Below are 15,405 nucleotides of genomic sequence, written 5' to 3'. Positions count from 1 at the left end.
GAGTGTCTGGGGGGTCGGGGATGGCGGTCATTTACTCTTACCTCCCTCATTTGTCCCGCCTGTCGCAATTGCGCGATAGCGGTCCGGGTCGGCGTCGAAGGCTGCCGCGCACTGGGCGGAGCAGAAGAAGTAGCTGCCGCTGGCGGTGTCGCGCCGTTCGGCGGCGGCCGGGTCGACGGGCATGCCGCACACCGGGTCCACCGTGATCGCCTCGGGGCCCCGCTGGTGGTCTTCCCCGGCCAGGGGCTCGAGGTGTGGCTGTCGGCCATCACTCGCTGAGGCGTGGGCCGGGGACCGGTCGGCAGCGGATTCGACCCGAGGCGCGACGGGCTCCACCGCGGCCGGCGGCAGCGGCGTCGTACGCCAGCGGCGCAGGCGGGATGCGTTGGTGACCACCGACAGGGAGGACAGGGCCATCGCGGCGGCGGCGATGATCGGGCTGAGGCGGATGCCCCAGACGGGGTAGAGGGCTCCGGCCGCGAGGGGAACGCCGACTGCGTTGTACACGAGGGCGAAGAACAGGTTCTGCCGGATGTTGCGCATCGTGGCCCGGGAGAGGCGGATCGCGGTGACCACTCCGGTCAGGGAGCCGGAGATCAGCGTGATGTCGGCCGCCTCGATCGCGACGTCGGTACCGGTACCGATCGCGAGCCCGACATCGGCGGCGGCGAGAGCGGGGGCGTCGTTGATGCCGTCGCCGACCATGCCGACCGTACGGCCCTCTCCCTGGAGGCGGCGGATCTCGTCCGCCTTGTGCTCGGGCAGTACCTCGGCCAGCACTCGGTCCACGCCGATCTGGGCGGCGATCGCGGCGGCGGTGCGGGCGTTGTCGCCGGTGATGACGACCGTCTCCAGGCCGAGCCGGTGCAGGGCTGCGATGGCGGATGCGGAGTCGTCCTTGACGGTGTCGGCGACGGCGAGGACACCGGCCGGCCGGCCGTCGACGGCGGCGAGTACGGGGGTCTTGCCCTGGGCGGACATCCCGGCCGCGACCGGGGTGAGGGCGCTGCTGTCGATGCCGTCGTCGCCGAGCAGCCGGGCGGTGCCGACCAGGACGGCGTGGCCGTCGACGGTGGCCCGTACCCCCTTGCCGGTGGCGGAGGCGAAGCCCCGCGCCGCAGGCAGGGTGAGGTCGCGCTGCCGGGCTCCGGTGACGATCGCGCCGGCGAGGGGGTGCTCGCTGTCCGCTTCGGCCGCCGCGACCAGGGCCAGCAGTTCGTCGTCCGCGAATCCGTCGGCAGGATGTACGTCGGTGAGGACGGGTTTGCCGGCGGTGACGGTGCCGGTCTTGTCAAGGACGACGGTGTCGAGCTTGTGCGCGGTCTCCAGCGCCTCGGCGGAACGGATCAAAATGCCCGCCTGGGCGCCCTTGCCCGTGCCGACCATGACGGACAGCGGGGTGGCAAGGCCCAGGGCGCAGGGGCAGGCGATGATCAGTACCGCGACCGCGGAGACCAGGGCGAGGGTCAGGGCCGGGGCGGGTCCGAGGGTGTACCAGAGGGCGAAGGCGGCGATGGCGATGGCGATGACGGCGGGCACGAAGTAGGCGGATACCGCGTCGGCGAGTCGCTGGATGGGAGCCTTGGACGCCTGGGCCTGCCGCACCAGGCGGATGATCTGCGCGAGCATGGTGTCGGCGCCGACCTTGCTCGCACGCACCCGCAAGGAGCCTGTGCCGTTGACGGTCGCGCCGATCACCGTGTCCCCGGCCCGTTTGGTGACCGGCATCGGCTCGCCGGTGACCATCGACTCGTCCACCGCCGAGGAACCGGACAGCACCTCGGAGTCGACCGGCACCTTCTCCCCGGGCCGGATCACCACCTCGTCGCCGACCGCCACGTCCTCGACCGGGATCTCGGTCTCGGTGCCGTCGCGGATCACCCGGGCCGTGCGGGCCTGCAGGCCCAGCAGTGCGCGGATGGCCTCGCCGGTGCCTGCCTTGGCGCGGGCCTCCAGCAGGCGGCCGAGCAGGATCAGGGTGAGGATCACCCCGACCGCCTCGAAGTACACCTCGCGCACATCCTCGGGCAGCAGACCAGGGGCGAGCGTGACGATCAGGCTGTATCCGTACGCGGCCGTGGTGCCCAGCGTGATGAGGGAGTTCATGTCCGCGCCGCGGTGGCGCAAGGTGAGCCAGCCGGTCGAGTGGATGGGCCAGCCGGTGTAGATCATCACCGGTGTGATCAGGGCCAGTTGCAGCCAGTGGTTGAGCATCCATGCGGGCACCCAGTCGGCGCCGAACAGCTCGTGGGCCATGACGGCGAAGAGCACCGGGGCGGTGAGTACGGCGCCGACGGCGACCCGGCGGGTCAGGTCTGTGATCTCCGCGCGCCGCTCGGCGACCTCCGCCGCCTCCGCCTCGGCCCCGGTCCCTCCACCGCTGGTAGGTACGGCGGCGGTGGCGGCGGTAGCCGTTTCCTCACCGTCTCCGTCCGTGGTGGCTTCCGTGGTGCCGGATCCGTCCGCGGGTTCGACCAGCAGCGTGCCGTGGATCATGTTCATTCCGCAGGCGAACCCGAAGGAACCGGCCTGATCCGGGCTGACGCGCACGGGTGTGCGGGTGAAGGCCGGCAGCCCGGCGCTGACGCGCAGATCGGGGAAGACGACCCGGTTTGTGCACTCGCCGGACTCCTGCCGGTCGAAGATCAGCTCCACCGGAATCCCCTGGCGGACCCGGATCACATCGGGGTTGTAGCCGCCCCGCACCGTCACCTCGACCCGCTGTATCCCGCCCTCCAGGCGCGCGGCACGGGCCCGGCGAGGACCGAAGAAAAACCACCCCAGGCCGACGATCAGCACAGCGGCCAAGACCACCACGACGACATCGGTGACACCCATGGCATTGACCTCCCTGCGTGTTCACTCCCTCCAGCCTCGCCCCTGGCTACCCGAACCAGGTAGGGGCTGAGCGGTCCCGATACAGGGGACCGAGTGGCCCCTGCGCAGGCGGTACAGCGGATCGACATTGGTAGCAGGAGTCACTGGCCGGACAGCGGGCCCCGCGCCCGCAGCCCCCGAATCCGGGGAAGTGAAACACGATGATGTTCTGGTTCGACCACAACGTCAGCGGCTGGGGCTGGCTCGCCATGTCGGCCAGCATGATCCTCTTCTGGGCCCCGATCATCACCGTCGCCGTCCTGCTCATCCGCGCGTTGAACCGCAGCCCCGAGCACGCCCACGTCCCCGCCAGGCCCTCGCCCGAGCAGCTGCTCGCCGAACGCTTCGCCCGCGGCGACATCGACGAAGAGGACTACCAGCGGCGCCTGGCCGCCCTGCGCTCCTCCGGCCCGGCCACACCCTGATGCCCTCCCAAGGAGGAGGACCGGCCATGAAGAACAACAGGAACTACGGCCTGTACGCGATCGCCATCGCCATCGCCCTGGTCGGCGCGCTGACGCTCGGCGTGCCCGTGGGCACCCTCGCCGTCCTCGCCCTCGCTGCCGCCTGCCCGCTGATGATGTTCTTCATGATGCGCGGCCTGCGCGACGGCGACGACATGGACAGCCACGGCCACGATGACGCGCCCAAGGACCGTGACCCGGACGGCCACAAGCCCTTCCGCTGAAACGCACGACGACGACAAGGGACGCGGCATGCAAGCCGTGATCGTGATCTTGATCGGCGCTCTGATCCTCGCGGCCCTGGCCTACAGCATCGGCCGCCTGATCACACCTCGCGAGAGCCGCTGGCCCCCTTTGGCCCGGCTGAGGGGCCGCCGCGCCGCCCTGGAGGCCGCCGAACGCTGGTGTGCGGGCCTGCGGAGGCACGACCAGATCGACACGGCTGCCTACCAGCGGCGCATGAGCGGCCTGGCCCGTGGACAGCGGACACTGCCCCGAGGAGGACGTGATGTCTGACGCCGCATACGGCCTGTGGCCGCTGGTGGTACTCAACACGGCGTTGTTCATCGTGTTCGCCGCCAGCTTCTTCCACCCGAAAACCAAACGGGACTGGCGGGCCATGGGCGCCTACAGCGCGTTCCTGGTGGCCCTATTCACCGAGATGTACGGCACCCCGCTGACCATCTACCTGCTGGGCAGCTGGCTCGGCAACCAGTTCCCGCTCCTCAAGGACACCCACGCCGGCGGGCACTTGTGGAACGACCTGACCGGCTGGTCCGGCGATCCGCACCTGAGCCCCTTCCACCTGGCCAGCTACGTCGCCATAGGCGTCGGTTTCTGGCTGATCGCCGCCGCCTGGAAGATCCTGCATGATGCCGCACACCCGGACAGGCTCGCCACCACCGGCCTCTACGCCTGGGTACGCCACCCGCAGTACGACGGCTTCCTGCTCATCGTGATCGGATTCCTGCTGCAGTGGCCCACCATACCCACCCTGATCATGTTCCCGGTCCTTGTGTACGTGTACGCCCGCCTGGCCCGCAGCGAGGAACGCGAGGTTGCCGCCCGGTTCGGGGAGGAGTGGACGGCCTACGCCGCCCGCACGCCCCGCTTCTGGCCACGGCGGCCCAGCAGGCCCTCGTTGCCGGGCAAGTACACCCCGGCCGGACTCGAGCCGGGGCCGTCGCCCGAGGCGACGTCCCGCCCCTCCGCCACCGGGAGGAACCGATGACCGGCCTCCCCGTCCTCGTCCAGGCAGCGATCGTGGTCGGCGTGCTCGCCGGGATCGTGCTGGTGATCCTGGTGCTCGCCCGAATGGACCGCCACCGCTGGCCCCGCGGCCCTGATGGGAGGCGATAGACATGGCGGCCGCCCTCGTCCTGGTTTGGGTCCTGATCGCCGTCCAGGTTCTGACCATCGCGGCGTGCGCGAGGTTGCTCGCCCTGCGCCACCGGCGGGACGCCTCGCGCCTGGCTCGCACTCTCCACCACACGGCCCCCGTCCTCCTGGCTGCCGGTGTGCTGCCCGTTCCCGCCCTCCTCGCCGCCGACGCACCCGCAGTCGCCTGGGGACTGTGGGGCGCCGGCACCATCGCCGCCGCCCTGGTTCATGCCGTCGGCGACACCTTGCGCGACATCCCCGGCCCGCAGGCGGCTGCCCGAGCCGGGAACCGATCATGACCGGCACCCGAGCACGATCAGACTGCCGCGTAAGGGGTGCGCCCGGACAATGGAAGAGGCGCGAGTCCGGCGGTGATTTGAGGCGGGCTGGTACCACGGCTGCACGGATGTCTCGGCCGATCGTTCCGGCGCGACGCCGCTATCGAGAGGAAGGCGGTCGCCATGACCAGCATCACCCAACGCATCGCCACCCTGTTCCGGGCCAAGGCGAACAAGGCGCTGGACAAGGCCGAGGACCCGCGCGAGGTCCTGGACTACTCCTACGAACAGCAGCGGGAGATGCTGCAGCGGGTGCGGCGCGGCGTTGCCGATGTGGCGACCAGTCGCAAGCGGGTCGAGCTGCAGGTGAGCCAGTTGCGGCAGTCCACGGGCAAGCTGCAGGGCCAGGCAGAGCAGGCGCTCGCGGTGGGGCGTGAGGATCTGGCCCGTGAGGCGCTCACCCGCCGGACGGCCGTGGAAGCGCAGATCTCAGATCTTGAGGGCCAGCAGGCACCCCTGAAGGAGCAGGAGGAGAAGCTCACGCTGGCCGCGCAGCGCCTGGAGGCGAAGGTCGACGCGTTCCGCACCCGCAAGGAGACCATCAAGGCGAGCTATACCGCTGCCGAGGCGCAGACCCGTATCACCGAAGCCGTGACGGGCATCGGTGAGGAGATGGGCGATGTGGGGCTGGCCATGCAGCGAGCCCAGGACAAGACCGAGCAGCTGCAGGCACGCGCCGGTGCGCTGGACGAGCTGATCGCCTCCGGTGCGCTGGAGGACGCCACCCTGCCGGCCGGACGTGACGACATCCAGGCCGAACTCGAACGCGTCACCGCCGACAGCGACGTGGAGATCGAGCTGGCCCGGATGAAGGCCCAGCTCCCGGCGTCCGCGGCTGCACCGGCCGTCGAAGGCGGCGGGACCAGGAAGACACCGCCGGACCAGGAGGCGACGCCATGATCATGCGGATTCTCGCCGAGGGCCAGTACGAGATCACCGAAGAACACCTTGCCCGGCTCAACGAGCTGGACTCCGCCCTGCAGACAGCCACCGACACAGGCGACGAGGCGGCGTTCACCTCCGCCCTCTCGGCCCTGCTGGACGCGGTGCGCAGCCTCGGCACACCGCTGCCGGACGACCGGATCACACCGTCCGACCTGGTGCTGCCCGACGAGACGACCAGCCTCACGCAGGTGCGCGAGCTGCTCTCCGGCGAGGGCCTGATCCCAGGGTGATGACGATGCGCAGCCGTTTTGAACCCGACCGGCAGCTGACCGCCCGCATGGTGGTCGATGATGCACGTGTCGCTGGGCCCGTTGCCGCTGGGTCCAGCCGAGGGCGGGCTGCACAACATGGTCGGTCGGATGGTGGCTGAGGCGGTGGAGCGTGCGCGTTCCGTTGCGCCGGAGGTGGAGGTCACCAACGCGGTGGTCACGGGTGAGCCGCTGACGGTGCTGGAGGCTCAGTCGCGCACCGCCGTGCTGGTCGTGGTCGGCAGCCGGGGGCTGGGCGGCTTCGTGGGCCTGCTGCTGGGGTCAACTGCGGTGCATCTGGCCGCGCACAGCCACTGCCCGGTCCTGGTCGTGCGGGACCAGCCAGGCCCAGCCCGACAGATCTCCTGGGCGTCGATGGCTCACCGGCCGGCGATGCGGCGGTCGAGTTCGCATTCACGGAAGCCGCCCTGCGCAACATCGGCATCGTCGCCCTGCACGCATGGACCACCTGGACAGTGGCAGCACCTCCACCGCAGGACCCGGCGATGCCGTATGTGTATGAGCCGGGGATGCTCGCGGCCGGTGTGGCCTTGTTCATGAGAACGGGGTTCTGGCACAGATCTTGGGGAGTCGTCGCGGAGCGTTACCTCAGTGTTCGATTGCAAGGAGACCGGCTCCTGTGTGACGGCGTACGCCTTGTCGTCTGACAGTCGGAGATGACGCTCCCTCAGGTGTCTGCTTGTCACTGATGGTGGAGCCTGTGGACGGTGATGGTGCTGGTCATGCAGACCGATGCACCGTTCTGGGATTCGCTGGTGTTCGACGGAATCGACGATGTGGATGTCGAGGCGGTCACAGCCGCGTTCGGCACGGTCGAGGTGGCGGCGAGAGGCCGCGCGGCCGGGGCTGCCTGTCCGGACTGCGGCCGCTTCTCGGACCGGGTCCATGACCGCTACCAGCGCAGGCTGAAGGACCTTCCGCTCGCTGAGCAGGGCTTTGTGATCCGGCTGACGGTCCGGCGCTTCATCTGCGGGTCGGCGGACTGCCCGCGCAGGACGTTCGCCGAGCCGTTCTCCCGGCTGGCCGCCCCGCACGCACGGTTCACCACTCGGCTCAACCACGCCCTGGAGCGAGTGGGGCTCGCGCTGGCCGGGCGGGCCGGCGCCCGGCTGGCGGCCCAGCTGGGCTTCGGAGCCGGCCGGATGACCTTGTTACGGAGGGTCATGGCATTGCCCGATCCGCAGTGCGGTACTCCGCGCGTGCTGGGCGTGGACGACTTCGCGATCCGCCGCGGCCAGACCTACTCCACCGTCTTGACCAGCGTCGAAGACCATCGCGTGGTCGACGTGCTCCCGACCCGCGAGGCCGGGCCGCTGGCCGCCTGGCTGATTCGCCACCCCGGCGTGGAGATCATCTGCCGGGACCGGGCGGGCGCATACGCCGAGGGAGCACGACGCGGTGCCCCCGACGCTCTGCAAGTCGCCGACAGGTTCCACCTGTGGCAGAGCCTCGGCCGAGCCGTGGAAACCTGCGTTGCCGCCCACCGCGACTGCCTGCGCGACCCTTCGCCCAGCAGCATGCTGCCGGAGGCCATCCGACTGACTTCCGGCCGACCGCAGGACGACCCGGCGCCCATCGGCCCGCGGGCTGAGCGCAAGAAGGCCGCGCACGCCCTGGTCCACGAGCTCCTTGCTCAAGGTCACTCACGCCGGGCGATCGCCCGGCACCTGGGCTGGGGCCTCAACACCGTGCTCAGATACGCGAATGCCGCACATTGGCAGGACACCATCCGCGAGAACCGGCCCCGACCCAGCAGGCTGGACCCCTACAAGCCCTACCTGGAGCGCCGATTCGCCGAGGGATGCACCAGCGTCACCCGCCTTCACAATGAACTCGTTGTCGACAACGCACCCGTCACCTACCAAATGGTCCGCAGCTACATCGCCACCCTCCGCGGGGCTCCGGCCGGCGCGCCGCCCCGGCCTCCGACGGTGCGGCAGGTGACCGGCTGGCTCACCCGTCACCCCACCGCGCTGAGCGAGGAAGACCGCGCCGGCCTGAAGGATGTCCTGGCCCGCTGCCCCGAACTGGACACGGCCGCCGGGCATGTCCGCGACTTCGGCGAGATACTCAGCGACCGTCTGGGTGCCACGCTCCCTGCTTGGATCGACGCGGTCGACGCGGTCGACGCTAAGGGCTGTCCCGTAACTGCTGGTCGCGGGTGAGATGATCTTGGTGTGGGTGGTGTGATCACGGCGTCGGAGCCGTCTTGGATAGCCCCGTTCACCGGGCTGAGCCCGCGTGCCTTCGGGAAGCTGGTGACGGTTCTGCGGCGGGAGGGGGCGGATGCGGTCCGCAAGGGCCGACCGTGGAGCCTTCCGCTGGAGGACCGGGCCCTGCTGGTGGCGGCGTACTGGCGGACGAACTTGACGATGCGCCAGCTCGCTCCTCTCTTCGGGGTCTCGAAGTCGGCGGCGGACCGGATCATCGACCACCTCGGGCCGATGCTCGCGCTGCAGCCCCGCAAGAGGTTCGCGAAGGACACTGTGCTGATCGTAGACGGCACCCTGGTGCCCACCCGCGACCACGCCATCTCGGCGCAGTCGAAGAACTACCGGTACTCCACGAACCACCAGATCGTCATCGACGCCGACACGCGCCTGGTCGTCGTGGTCGGCCGGCCGCTCGCGGGAAACCGCAACGACTGCAAGGCCTGGGAAGAGTCCGGCGTCAAAGCCGCCGTCGGCGAAACACTCACGATCGCCGACGGCGGCTATCCCGGCACCGGACTCGTCATGCCCCACCGCCGCCGGAAGGGCGAAGACCTGCCCGACTGGAAGCAGGCGCACAACAAGTCCCACAAGCAGGTCCGTGCCCGCGTCGAGCACGTCTTCGCCCGCATGAAGACCTGGAAGATCCTCCGTGACTGCCGTCTCAAAGGCGACGGCGTTCACCACGCCATGCTCGGCATCGCCCGCCTGCACAACCTCGCCCTCGCCGGATAGGCGGCGACCCGCACCACCACGACCAACCACACCAGCGTCGACTCAAAGATCAGTTACGGGACAGCCCTTAGCCAACTGCCCGGCCTGAGCGGCTTCGCACTCCACCTGCTTCGGGACCTCGGCGCCGTGACAGCGGGGCTCACCCTGGACTGGAGCTCCGGCAGCATCGAGGGCGCCGTGAACCGCATCAAGAAGATCAAAAAGCAGCTCTACGGTCGAGCCGGATTCGAACTTCTCCGCAAGATGATCCTGCTCCAGTAACGTCTGCGACTCCCCAAGATCTTTGCCAGAACCGAGATTTGACGGCACCGCCAGCTGTGGCTGACCGGGCTCTGGGGATCCAGGCGGTGAGGCATGGGATACTTGATCATGCCTGTGACCAACCCGTGGCTGTCTGGCCCGGCACCGAAGAAGCGGCTCGATCGAGAGCATCTGGAAGAGCGGATACTCAATCTGCTGTCGTCGCAGAACATGTGCGTACTGGCGACGGCAGGGCCGGAGGGGCCACTGGCGACGCCGGTGCGCTACTTCCACCTCGACTTCGCGGTGATGTTCACCGCCGCCCCGCGTTCGCCGAAGATGAGGAACCTTGCTGCGGACCCCCGGGTCTCAGTGGGGATTTTCGCTCCGCTGGTCGGGCAGGCAAGCAGCCGAGGTGCTCAGGTCTTTGGGCGGGCTCGCACGTTGTCCGAAGATGACCCCGACTTCGAGCACTACTGGTCGGCCTTCCGCTGGCAGTCCGACCATGTCGAGCGTTCGCTTTCGCTCGACGAACCGCCGTCGGGGCCTCTTGCCGTGATCGAGGCCGAGCGGATCGTCTATACCGAGCACTGGCTGCGGCGCGAGGGTTTCGCGCCGCGTCAGTTTTGGACCAGGTCCGGCCGGTAATTCCACAGCCCCGGCCAGACTGCTGGGCGGTCATACGGCCTTGGCCGACTCCTCGGCGCGTGCTCGGGTGCTGGCGAGGCGGTAGGAGTCGGTTCCGGTTCCGATGATGGTGCCGTTGAAGGTGAGGCGGTCGACGATGGCCGCGCAGAGGCGGGGGCGGCGAAGGTCTTGGTCCAGCCAACGAACGATGTGTCGGTCAGCATTACCGGCACCATCACCGTCCACAGCCGACCACGACAGCGACGAATCAGGGCCTGTGGGAGCATCGCCACCGGCTGTCAGACGGCAAGACGTACGGGGTCTCACACGACCCAGCCCCTCACAATCGAACGTCGAGGTGACGCTCCGCAACGACTCCCCAAGATCTGTGCCAGAACCGAGAACGGACAGCAGATGTTCACGACTTCGGGTTCTGGCTCACTTTCCGTGGAGGGCTGACTGACCGTAATGTCATGTGCTTGCGACGCTGGCCGGTATGACCAAAAGGGAGGGGCTGCATTGAGCCAGTACTACGACATGGGCGACGAGACCCTGTGGAACCCGTCCAACGGGGCCTCCCGGCTGTTCATGAGCCAGGTGAGTGTCTACGAAGCCGAACTGGGGCTGCCGTCCGGCATCGGACCCATGCAAGCTGACGAGTGCCAGATCGACCCCATCGCGTTCAAAGAGTTCGTCGACGCCCTGCTTGCGTGGCACCGGAGAACGAGTCACGCAGTCATGGCTGCCCTGTCCGAGGGCTTCGCCGCCACGATGCTGGTCCTGGCGGAGAGGGCAGGCATCGAGGTGAACTGGCAGCCAGCAGGCATCGCCGAGGACGGAGGTCTCAAGGATGTTCAGGTCCCGGCGGCCCCGGTTTCCTCTGAGGGGGCTTGGGCAGCCGCCCTTCAGTGCAAGTCACGCGATCTGGGTCGCTTCATGGCGGCCTGAGCCTGGTCTGCCCCGCGAAGTGCTTGGAAGCCATCAGAAGGCGATGTCCTATGAGTAAAGCAGCACACGCTTGCGGAGGAGATCGAAGCCGGCTCGGCCGAACATCTGGCGTTTGAGCATCTTGATCCGGTTGACGTGGCCTTCGACGACCCCGGAGCTCCAGGGCAGGGTGAGACCGGCGATGACCGCATCGCGGTCACGGTCGATGCCTGCGGCGAGGGTATGGAGGCCGGGGAGGTTATCTTGCCGGACGGCATCGAGCCACTGCGGCAGCCGTTCGCCCTGGCGCTCGGTAAGCATCTGGCCGAAGGAGCGGACGTGGCCGGTGAGGGCGTCCAGTTCAGGGCAGTGGACCAGAACGGCCTTGAGTCGAAGGTGCTCCGTCTCGGTGAGGGTCTCCGGCCGGCGGAGGATCCATCCGGCGACGACCCGGGGTGACGGTGGCCGAGCCGTGACGGGGCCTGGCGAGAGCCGCTTCTCCCGGAAGTAGGCGCGAACCCGCTGGTAGCTGCCCTGATAGCCGAGCGGCACGATCTCCTCCCACACCCTCCAGGCGTTCGTGCAGCCTTGGTTCCAGCGGTCATCCAGGTAGGGCTTGAAGGCATCGAGTTTGGATGGCCTGCCCTGCCACTGCCCCTGGAACAGTTCCTCCGGGGTGGCAGCGTCGGCCAAGAGCTTGACGGTGCGGGAGGTCATCCGGAGCTGGCGGCCGATCGCCCTCCGGCTGAGCCCGGCGGCCAGCAGTTCGTGGACGGTCGCATGGTTGACACGGGTGCGGTCGGCGAAACGGTGTCCCCTCGGCCAGGGCGAGCTGGAGGGGTCTTCGAACTTCTCCGGCTCGGGGGCAGGCTGGGCTGGATCCGGCGCCAGGACCTGCAGGCATCCGCGGTGGTCTGCGACGCACCGCTCTGCAGCCTCGCTCAGGTTGTGCCAAAGATGCCACCTGTCCGCGACCTGCACCGCCTGCGGCGCCCCGGCCGTGGCACCTTCGGCGAAGAACGGTGCCCGATCGCGGCAGATCACCTCCACCCCCGGCCGTTTCGCGAGCCAAGCTGCGAGGCTGGATGCCTCCCGATCGGGCAGCAGGTCCAGTGGACGCCGACTTTCGACGTCGACCAGGACAGTCCCGTAGTGACGCCCTTTGCGGGTCGCGTACTCATCGACGCCGACCACCCGCGGGGCTGGAACTTCGGGGTCGGGTAACGCTTCGACCAGCCGCAGCACCGTGCTGCGGCTCACGGACACGCCGAAGACGCGCGCCAGGCGGGCGCCGGCCCGACCCGCGAGCGCGAGGCCGACCGCGGCCAGCGTCGAACGCAGGCGCTCGGTCCGTCGGCCGTACCGACGGGTCAAGCCTGGCAGCTGTTCGGCGAAGGTCCGCCGCTCGCACGAGCTGACCGGGCAGAGGAACCTGCGGACGCGCAAACAGAGAGCGACCCGTCTGCCTCCGCTGGGCACATCAGCGGGAAATCGCAGGTAAGAGCTGTGAATCCGCCGTGACCAGATCCCGCATCCGGGACAGACGGCCCCGGGCACCGTGCTTCGGGCCTCTATACGTACCGCCTCGTCGTTCACTGCGACGGACAGCACCGTCACGTCGGTGACCGACGGGAACAGTAACTCCTCCAGCCGGAGCACCATTTCTTCCACGGGCCGAACTGTCAGCCACACCGCACCTGGTACGGGCCAATTCCGGGCAACTTCCCCAGGGCGCCCTCACCCGACAACCGTCACTCAGCGTGCATCCTCCACGGAAAGTGAGCCAGAACCCGACTTCGGAAGGCACTGTGGTCCGGCCCTGTTCGATCGCGGCAGCAGTGCTCGCGCCTCAACCTCCGCAGGCGTCGCGCTGTCCGATGCCGCCCCTCCACACCATCGAACACGGTTGCGGCGGCTGGATGCGATCCTGGACCCATGAACCATCTCGGCGAGGCGCACCTGCGCACCTGGACGCTGTACTTCATGGCTCTCCTGGCAGCCGAGGCCCAAGATCAGCTTGCCTGGCTGGGTGAGCGTGAACTGGAGACGAAGGACGTCGTCGAAGAGGTGGAGTTGCTCTGCCGTGTCTCCGAAGAACTCACGGGGCGCGGAGCCTTCGAGCCCGAGGATCTGCGTAATTTTCGGGCCATCGAACGTCGCCTCGGCAAGATCGATGCCACCTGCCGCGTCGGCCTCTGGGACAACGCTCTGACCACGGATCCAGCGTGGGACGACATACGATCTCTCGCCCGCCAGGTCCTCCTGACAAGGCTGGGCGACTGGCGTCAGCCACTGCCACGTGCCGTGCCCCCACACGCAAGCGATCACTGAGCGCGTCCAGGCGGCCTCTCGGGTCGCAACTCAGACAGCGTTCGAATGCCGAGTAGGCTCTGGTGCCTTCCGAAGTCGTGAACATCTGCTGTCCGTTCCCGTTCTCATGAACAAAGCCACCGGTGAGGAACGTCTGCTGGCAGAGGCGCTTGCAGGCCGGATGGAGAGGGGTCCGGGCATTGCGGTCGAGCACAGACTGGTGCGGGGCGGTGCCCGTGAGGCTCTCATCGAGGCGAGCAGGGGCGCCGGGCTTCTCATCGTCGGCGCTCGGGGCCGTGGCGGATTCGCCGGCTTGCTGCTGGGATCGGTCAGCCAGGCCCTTCTGCACCATGCGCACTGCCCGGTCGCCGTCGTCAGAGGAGCCGGTGCCAGACAGTGAGGCCGCCGACCTGCTCCGAGACCCCGACAGCCGCACAGATCACCGGAATGCTGTCGGCCGACGCCTCCGCCGGTGCCGTCCGGGACCGGGAGCACACCGGGCACGGCCGCTACATCGCCACCAGCGAGCGCTGAAAGGCGTCGGACAAGACAGGCCGCCGCTGATTGGGGCCACGACGCCTACGCCCGCCGCCCGGCCCTGTGGGCACCCTCCACGCGCGGGCCGGGCTCAGCGACCGGAGCGGCGGCCACAGTGGGCTTCTTCCCTGGTGGCGCACCGCTTCCGCCCTCCCGGGGTCCTGCGGAGCCGGGTGGCGTCACCCACGTACGATCACGACGGGGCACGGGGCGTGCAGGACGCATTCGTAGCTCACCGACCCCAGCAGCAGGCTTGTGTAGCCGCCCCGCCCCCCGCGAACCGACGACCAGCAGAATGGCGTCGCGAGCCGCATCCAGGAGGGCCTGCGCCGGTGGCGCTTTCACGATGGCGCACTCGATGACTGCCGGGTCGGCGTCGGGGACACCGTCCAGGGCCATTTCGACGGTTTGCTCGGCTGCCTTCTGTAGCAGCTCGTGCACGGATTCCGCGACAAGGTGAGCGATCTCGCCGCCGTGGTACGGGAACGACCAGGCATGTACCACTCGCAGTGTGCCGCCACGCAGGTGCGTTTCGTCCACGGCCCAACGCAGCGCCTGCCCCGACACGGGTGATCCGTCGTCAAGTGCCCTGGCGTCATGGATCGGTCTGGAACCTGATCCTCACCTGGGAGCGGAGGGTTCGGGCCATGTCCAGGTCGAAGGGTTCGGTGCTGGGTGTGAGCATCGCTGCGGCAGCCACGGCCACTCCCAGCGCGCAGGCGCTGACTGGGTCTTCTCCGGCTGCGAGCTGTGTGAGGAGGGCGGCGACCATGCTGTCTCCCGCTCCGGCATCGCTCAGGGGCTCGCCGGGCAGCAGCGGTGCGTAGAGCTCGGTGTGGCCGTGGCCGGTCGAGCACAGTGCGCCCAGCTCTCCGAGGGTGGTGACGGCGATCTCGGCGGCTCTTGTGGTGAGCAGGTGCTCGTTGAGGGCCCGGGCGTCGTCGAAGTCGCGTACGGGCCGGCCGGTCAGGCTTTCGGCCTCTGTCCGGTTGCATCTGAGCAGGAACACGCCCTCCGCGAGTGCTCCGCGAAGCGCCGGCCCGGAGGTGTCCAGGACCAGTCGGGACCCGGCTTCCTTGATACGGCGGGCGGCGGCCGCGTAGAAGTCGTCGGGCAGGCCGCCGGGCAGGCTGCCGCTGGCCACGACGTACGGGCAGTCGCCGACGGCCTGCACCAGCGCATCCAGGGAGCGTCGCCCCTCGTGGTCGTGCAGGTGCGGGCCGGGTGGCACGATGTGGTAGCCGCAGCGTGATTCGGCCTCGAACAGCACGAGTGCTTCGCGGGTCTCGTCCTCGATGTCGACGGCGACGTGGTCGATGCCCTCGTCGTCCAGCAGCCGGTTCAGGCGCAGGCCGACCTCGCCTCCGGCGGTGTGGAAGGCGGTGGCTCGTCCTCCGAGCCGCACGACATGACGGGCGACGTTGATCCCTCCACCCCCGGCGGCCACCGACCTGACCCGGGCACGGTTCTTGCCGATGCCCTCCAGGTGCCCGACCTCCCAACAGAGATCGACCGTGGGATTCATCGTCAAGGTGAGGATCGACGG

19 protein-coding genes and 4 pseudogenes are annotated in these 15,405 nt (G+C 68.9%); 17 read left to right on the top strand and 6 right to left on the bottom strand.

What is annotated here, in order from left to right; genetic code table 11:
- Nucleotides 1–27 precede the first annotated feature (27 nt).
- On the bottom strand, nt 28–2,838 hold the full coding sequence (locus ACIQK6_RS06935) for a heavy metal translocating P-type ATPase (protein WP_329096361.1): 2,811 nt from the start codon (nt 2,836–2,838) through the stop codon (nt 28–30).
- Nucleotides 2,839–3,038: 200 nt separating this feature from the next.
- Here ACIQK6_RS06935 and ACIQK6_RS06930 point away from each other — a divergent pair, with 200 nt between their 5' ends.
- From ACIQK6_RS06930 to ACIQK6_RS06870, 13 genes and pseudogenes are all read left to right on the top strand, one after another.
- On the top strand, nt 3,039–3,302 hold the full coding sequence (locus ACIQK6_RS06930) for an SHOCT domain-containing protein (protein ID WP_329096359.1): 264 nt from the start codon (nt 3,039–3,041) through the stop codon (nt 3,300–3,302).
- A 26-nt stretch (nt 3,303–3,328) separates the two neighbouring features.
- The gene (locus tag ACIQK6_RS06925; protein ID WP_329096357.1) at nt 3,329–3,565 is read left to right on the top strand and encodes a DUF2933 domain-containing protein; all 237 of its coding nucleotides are present in this window, start codon (nt 3,329–3,331) and stop codon (nt 3,563–3,565) included.
- A 28-nt stretch (nt 3,566–3,593) separates the two neighbouring features.
- Nucleotides 3,594–3,857 (top strand): hypothetical protein, encoded by a 264-nt coding sequence (locus tag ACIQK6_RS06920; RefSeq protein ID WP_329096355.1) that lies wholly within the window; start codon nt 3,594–3,596, stop codon nt 3,855–3,857.
- The gene (locus ACIQK6_RS06915; protein ID WP_329096352.1) at nt 3,850–4,572 is read left to right on the top strand and encodes an isoprenylcysteine carboxylmethyltransferase family protein; all 723 of its coding nucleotides are present in this window, start codon (nt 3,850–3,852) and stop codon (nt 4,570–4,572) included. Before ACIQK6_RS06920 ends, ACIQK6_RS06915 begins: the two co-directional genes overlap by 8 nt.
- Entirely contained in the window at nt 4,569–4,700 is a 132-nt protein-coding gene (locus ACIQK6_RS06910; protein WP_329096351.1) for a hypothetical protein, read from the top strand. The genes ACIQK6_RS06915 and ACIQK6_RS06910 overlap by 4 nt, the downstream gene beginning before the upstream one ends.
- A 2-nt stretch (nt 4,701–4,702) precedes the next feature.
- On the top strand, nt 4,703–5,020 hold the full coding sequence (locus ACIQK6_RS06905; RefSeq protein ID WP_329096348.1) for a hypothetical protein: 318 nt from the start codon (nt 4,703–4,705) through the stop codon (nt 5,018–5,020).
- 162 nt (nt 5,021–5,182) lie between these two features.
- Entirely contained in the window at nt 5,183–5,959 is a 777-nt protein-coding gene (locus tag ACIQK6_RS06900; RefSeq protein WP_329096346.1) for a PspA/IM30 family protein, read from the top strand.
- Nucleotides 5,956–6,234, top strand: a complete 279-nt coding sequence (locus ACIQK6_RS06895) for a hypothetical protein (RefSeq protein ID WP_402694444.1) — start codon at nt 5,956–5,958, stop codon at nt 6,232–6,234. Before ACIQK6_RS06900 ends, ACIQK6_RS06895 begins: the two co-directional genes overlap by 4 nt.
- Nucleotides 6,235–6,285: 51 nt before the next feature.
- Nucleotides 6,286–6,791: pseudogene (locus ACIQK6_RS06890) on the top strand (universal stress protein); the annotation flags it as partial.
- Nucleotides 6,792–6,995: 204 nt separating this feature from the next.
- A complete protein-coding gene (locus ACIQK6_RS06885; RefSeq protein WP_402694443.1) occupies nt 6,996–8,438 on the top strand; it encodes an ISL3 family transposase in 1,443 nt (480 codons plus the stop codon).
- Nucleotides 8,439–8,450: 12 nt separating this feature from the next.
- The gene (locus ACIQK6_RS06880) at nt 8,451–9,218 is read left to right on the top strand and encodes an IS5 family transposase (RefSeq protein ID WP_329095165.1); all 768 of its coding nucleotides are present in this window, start codon (nt 8,451–8,453) and stop codon (nt 9,216–9,218) included.
- Between the two features lie 126 nt (nt 9,219–9,344).
- Entirely contained in the window at nt 9,345–9,479 is a 135-nt protein-coding gene (locus ACIQK6_RS06875) for a hypothetical protein (RefSeq protein ID WP_402694442.1), read from the top strand.
- A gap of 108 nt (nt 9,480–9,587) precedes the next feature.
- A complete protein-coding gene (locus tag ACIQK6_RS06870; RefSeq protein ID WP_329096340.1) occupies nt 9,588–10,106 on the top strand; it encodes a pyridoxamine 5'-phosphate oxidase family protein in 519 nt (172 codons plus the stop codon).
- Between the two features lie 30 nt (nt 10,107–10,136).
- Here the strand turns inward: ACIQK6_RS06870 and ACIQK6_RS06865 are convergent.
- Nucleotides 10,137–10,303, bottom strand: a pseudogene (locus ACIQK6_RS06865) (ATP-binding protein); the annotation flags it as partial.
- A gap of 301 nt (nt 10,304–10,604) precedes the next feature.
- Between ACIQK6_RS06865 and ACIQK6_RS06860 the strand changes: the two are divergent.
- Nucleotides 10,605–11,033, top strand: coding sequence for a DUF6086 family protein (locus ACIQK6_RS06860; RefSeq protein ID WP_329096338.1), 429 nt, complete (start codon nt 10,605–10,607; stop codon nt 11,031–11,033).
- Between the two features lie 48 nt (nt 11,034–11,081).
- Here ACIQK6_RS06860 and ACIQK6_RS06855 read toward each other — a convergent pair whose 3' ends face one another.
- Nucleotides 11,082–12,674: an ISL3 family transposase gene (locus tag ACIQK6_RS06855; RefSeq protein ID WP_329107442.1), complete on the bottom strand. Its 1,593-nt coding sequence runs from the start codon at nt 12,672–12,674 to the stop codon at nt 11,082–11,084.
- A 273-nt stretch (nt 12,675–12,947) separates the two neighbouring features.
- Here ACIQK6_RS06855 and ACIQK6_RS06850 point away from each other — a divergent pair, with 273 nt between their 5' ends.
- The 3 genes and pseudogenes from ACIQK6_RS06850 (at nt 12,948) to ACIQK6_RS06840 (ending at nt 13,856) form a co-directional block, all read left to right on the top strand.
- Entirely contained in the window at nt 12,948–13,343 is a 396-nt protein-coding gene (locus tag ACIQK6_RS06850; RefSeq protein ID WP_328786297.1) for a hypothetical protein, read from the top strand.
- Between the two features lie 115 nt (nt 13,344–13,458).
- A pseudogene (locus ACIQK6_RS06845) lies at nt 13,459–13,722 on the top strand (universal stress protein); the annotation flags it as partial.
- Entirely contained in the window at nt 13,719–13,856 is a 138-nt protein-coding gene (locus ACIQK6_RS06840; RefSeq protein ID WP_329096335.1) for a hypothetical protein, read from the top strand. The pseudogene ACIQK6_RS06845 and the gene ACIQK6_RS06840, both read left to right, overlap by 4 nt.
- Before the next feature lie 182 nt (nt 13,857–14,038).
- Here ACIQK6_RS06840 and ACIQK6_RS06835 read toward each other — a convergent pair whose 3' ends face one another.
- From ACIQK6_RS06835 to ACIQK6_RS06825, 3 genes and pseudogenes are all read right to left on the bottom strand, one after another.
- On the bottom strand, nt 14,039–14,173 hold the full coding sequence (locus ACIQK6_RS06835; RefSeq protein ID WP_329096333.1) for a universal stress protein: 135 nt from the start codon (nt 14,171–14,173) through the stop codon (nt 14,039–14,041).
- A 19-nt stretch (nt 14,174–14,192) separates the two neighbouring features.
- Nucleotides 14,193–14,399: pseudogene (locus ACIQK6_RS06830) on the bottom strand (hypothetical protein); the annotation flags it as partial.
- Nucleotides 14,400–14,454: 55 nt separating this feature from the next.
- Entirely contained in the window at nt 14,455–15,390 is a 936-nt protein-coding gene (locus ACIQK6_RS06825) for a hexose kinase (protein ID WP_329096331.1), read from the bottom strand.
- Nucleotides 15,391–15,405 lie beyond the last annotated feature (15 nt).

This window comes from Streptomyces sp. NPDC091682 (genome assembly GCF_044756625.1).
In the GTDB taxonomy this organism is placed as follows: Bacteria; Actinomycetota; Actinomycetes; order Streptomycetales; family Streptomycetaceae; genus Streptomyces.
Note: the sequence above shows the minus strand (reverse complement) of the source record. Positions and strands in the feature narration are given on the sequence as shown.

What these genes read in the sequence shown, in the direction of transcription:
- ACIQK6_RS06935 (WP_329096361.1), bottom strand. Translation starts at nt 2,838, where the DNA reads ATGGGTGTCACCGATGTCGTCGTGGTGGTCTTGGCCGCTGTGCTGATC.
- ACIQK6_RS06930 (WP_329096359.1), top strand. Translation starts at nt 3,039, where the DNA reads ATGATGTTCTGGTTCGACCACAACGTCAGCGGCTGGGGCTGGCTCGCC.
- ACIQK6_RS06925 (WP_329096357.1), top strand. Translation starts at nt 3,329, where the DNA reads ATGAAGAACAACAGGAACTACGGCCTGTACGCGATCGCCATCGCCATC.
- ACIQK6_RS06920 (WP_329096355.1), top strand. Translation starts at nt 3,594, where the DNA reads ATGCAAGCCGTGATCGTGATCTTGATCGGCGCTCTGATCCTCGCGGCC.
- ACIQK6_RS06915 (WP_329096352.1), top strand. Translation starts at nt 3,850, where the DNA reads ATGTCTGACGCCGCATACGGCCTGTGGCCGCTGGTGGTACTCAACACG.
- ACIQK6_RS06910 (WP_329096351.1), top strand. Translation starts at nt 4,569, where the DNA reads ATGACCGGCCTCCCCGTCCTCGTCCAGGCAGCGATCGTGGTCGGCGTG.
- ACIQK6_RS06905 (WP_329096348.1), top strand. Translation starts at nt 4,703, where the DNA reads ATGGCGGCCGCCCTCGTCCTGGTTTGGGTCCTGATCGCCGTCCAGGTT.
- ACIQK6_RS06900 (WP_329096346.1), top strand. Translation starts at nt 5,183, where the DNA reads ATGACCAGCATCACCCAACGCATCGCCACCCTGTTCCGGGCCAAGGCG.
- ACIQK6_RS06895 (WP_402694444.1), top strand. Translation starts at nt 5,956, where the DNA reads ATGATCATGCGGATTCTCGCCGAGGGCCAGTACGAGATCACCGAAGAA.
- ACIQK6_RS06885 (WP_402694443.1), top strand. Translation starts at nt 6,996, where the DNA reads ATGCAGACCGATGCACCGTTCTGGGATTCGCTGGTGTTCGACGGAATC.
- ACIQK6_RS06870 (WP_329096340.1), top strand. Translation starts at nt 9,588, where the DNA reads ATGCCTGTGACCAACCCGTGGCTGTCTGGCCCGGCACCGAAGAAGCGG.
- ACIQK6_RS06855 (WP_329107442.1), bottom strand. Translation starts at nt 12,674, where the DNA reads ATGGTGCTCCGGCTGGAGGAGTTACTGTTCCCGTCGGTCACCGACGTG.
- ACIQK6_RS06850 (WP_328786297.1), top strand. Translation starts at nt 12,948, where the DNA reads ATGAACCATCTCGGCGAGGCGCACCTGCGCACCTGGACGCTGTACTTC.
- ACIQK6_RS06835 (WP_329096333.1), bottom strand. Translation starts at nt 14,173, where the DNA reads ATGCGGCTCGCGACGCCATTCTGCTGGTCGTCGGTTCGCGGGGGGCGG.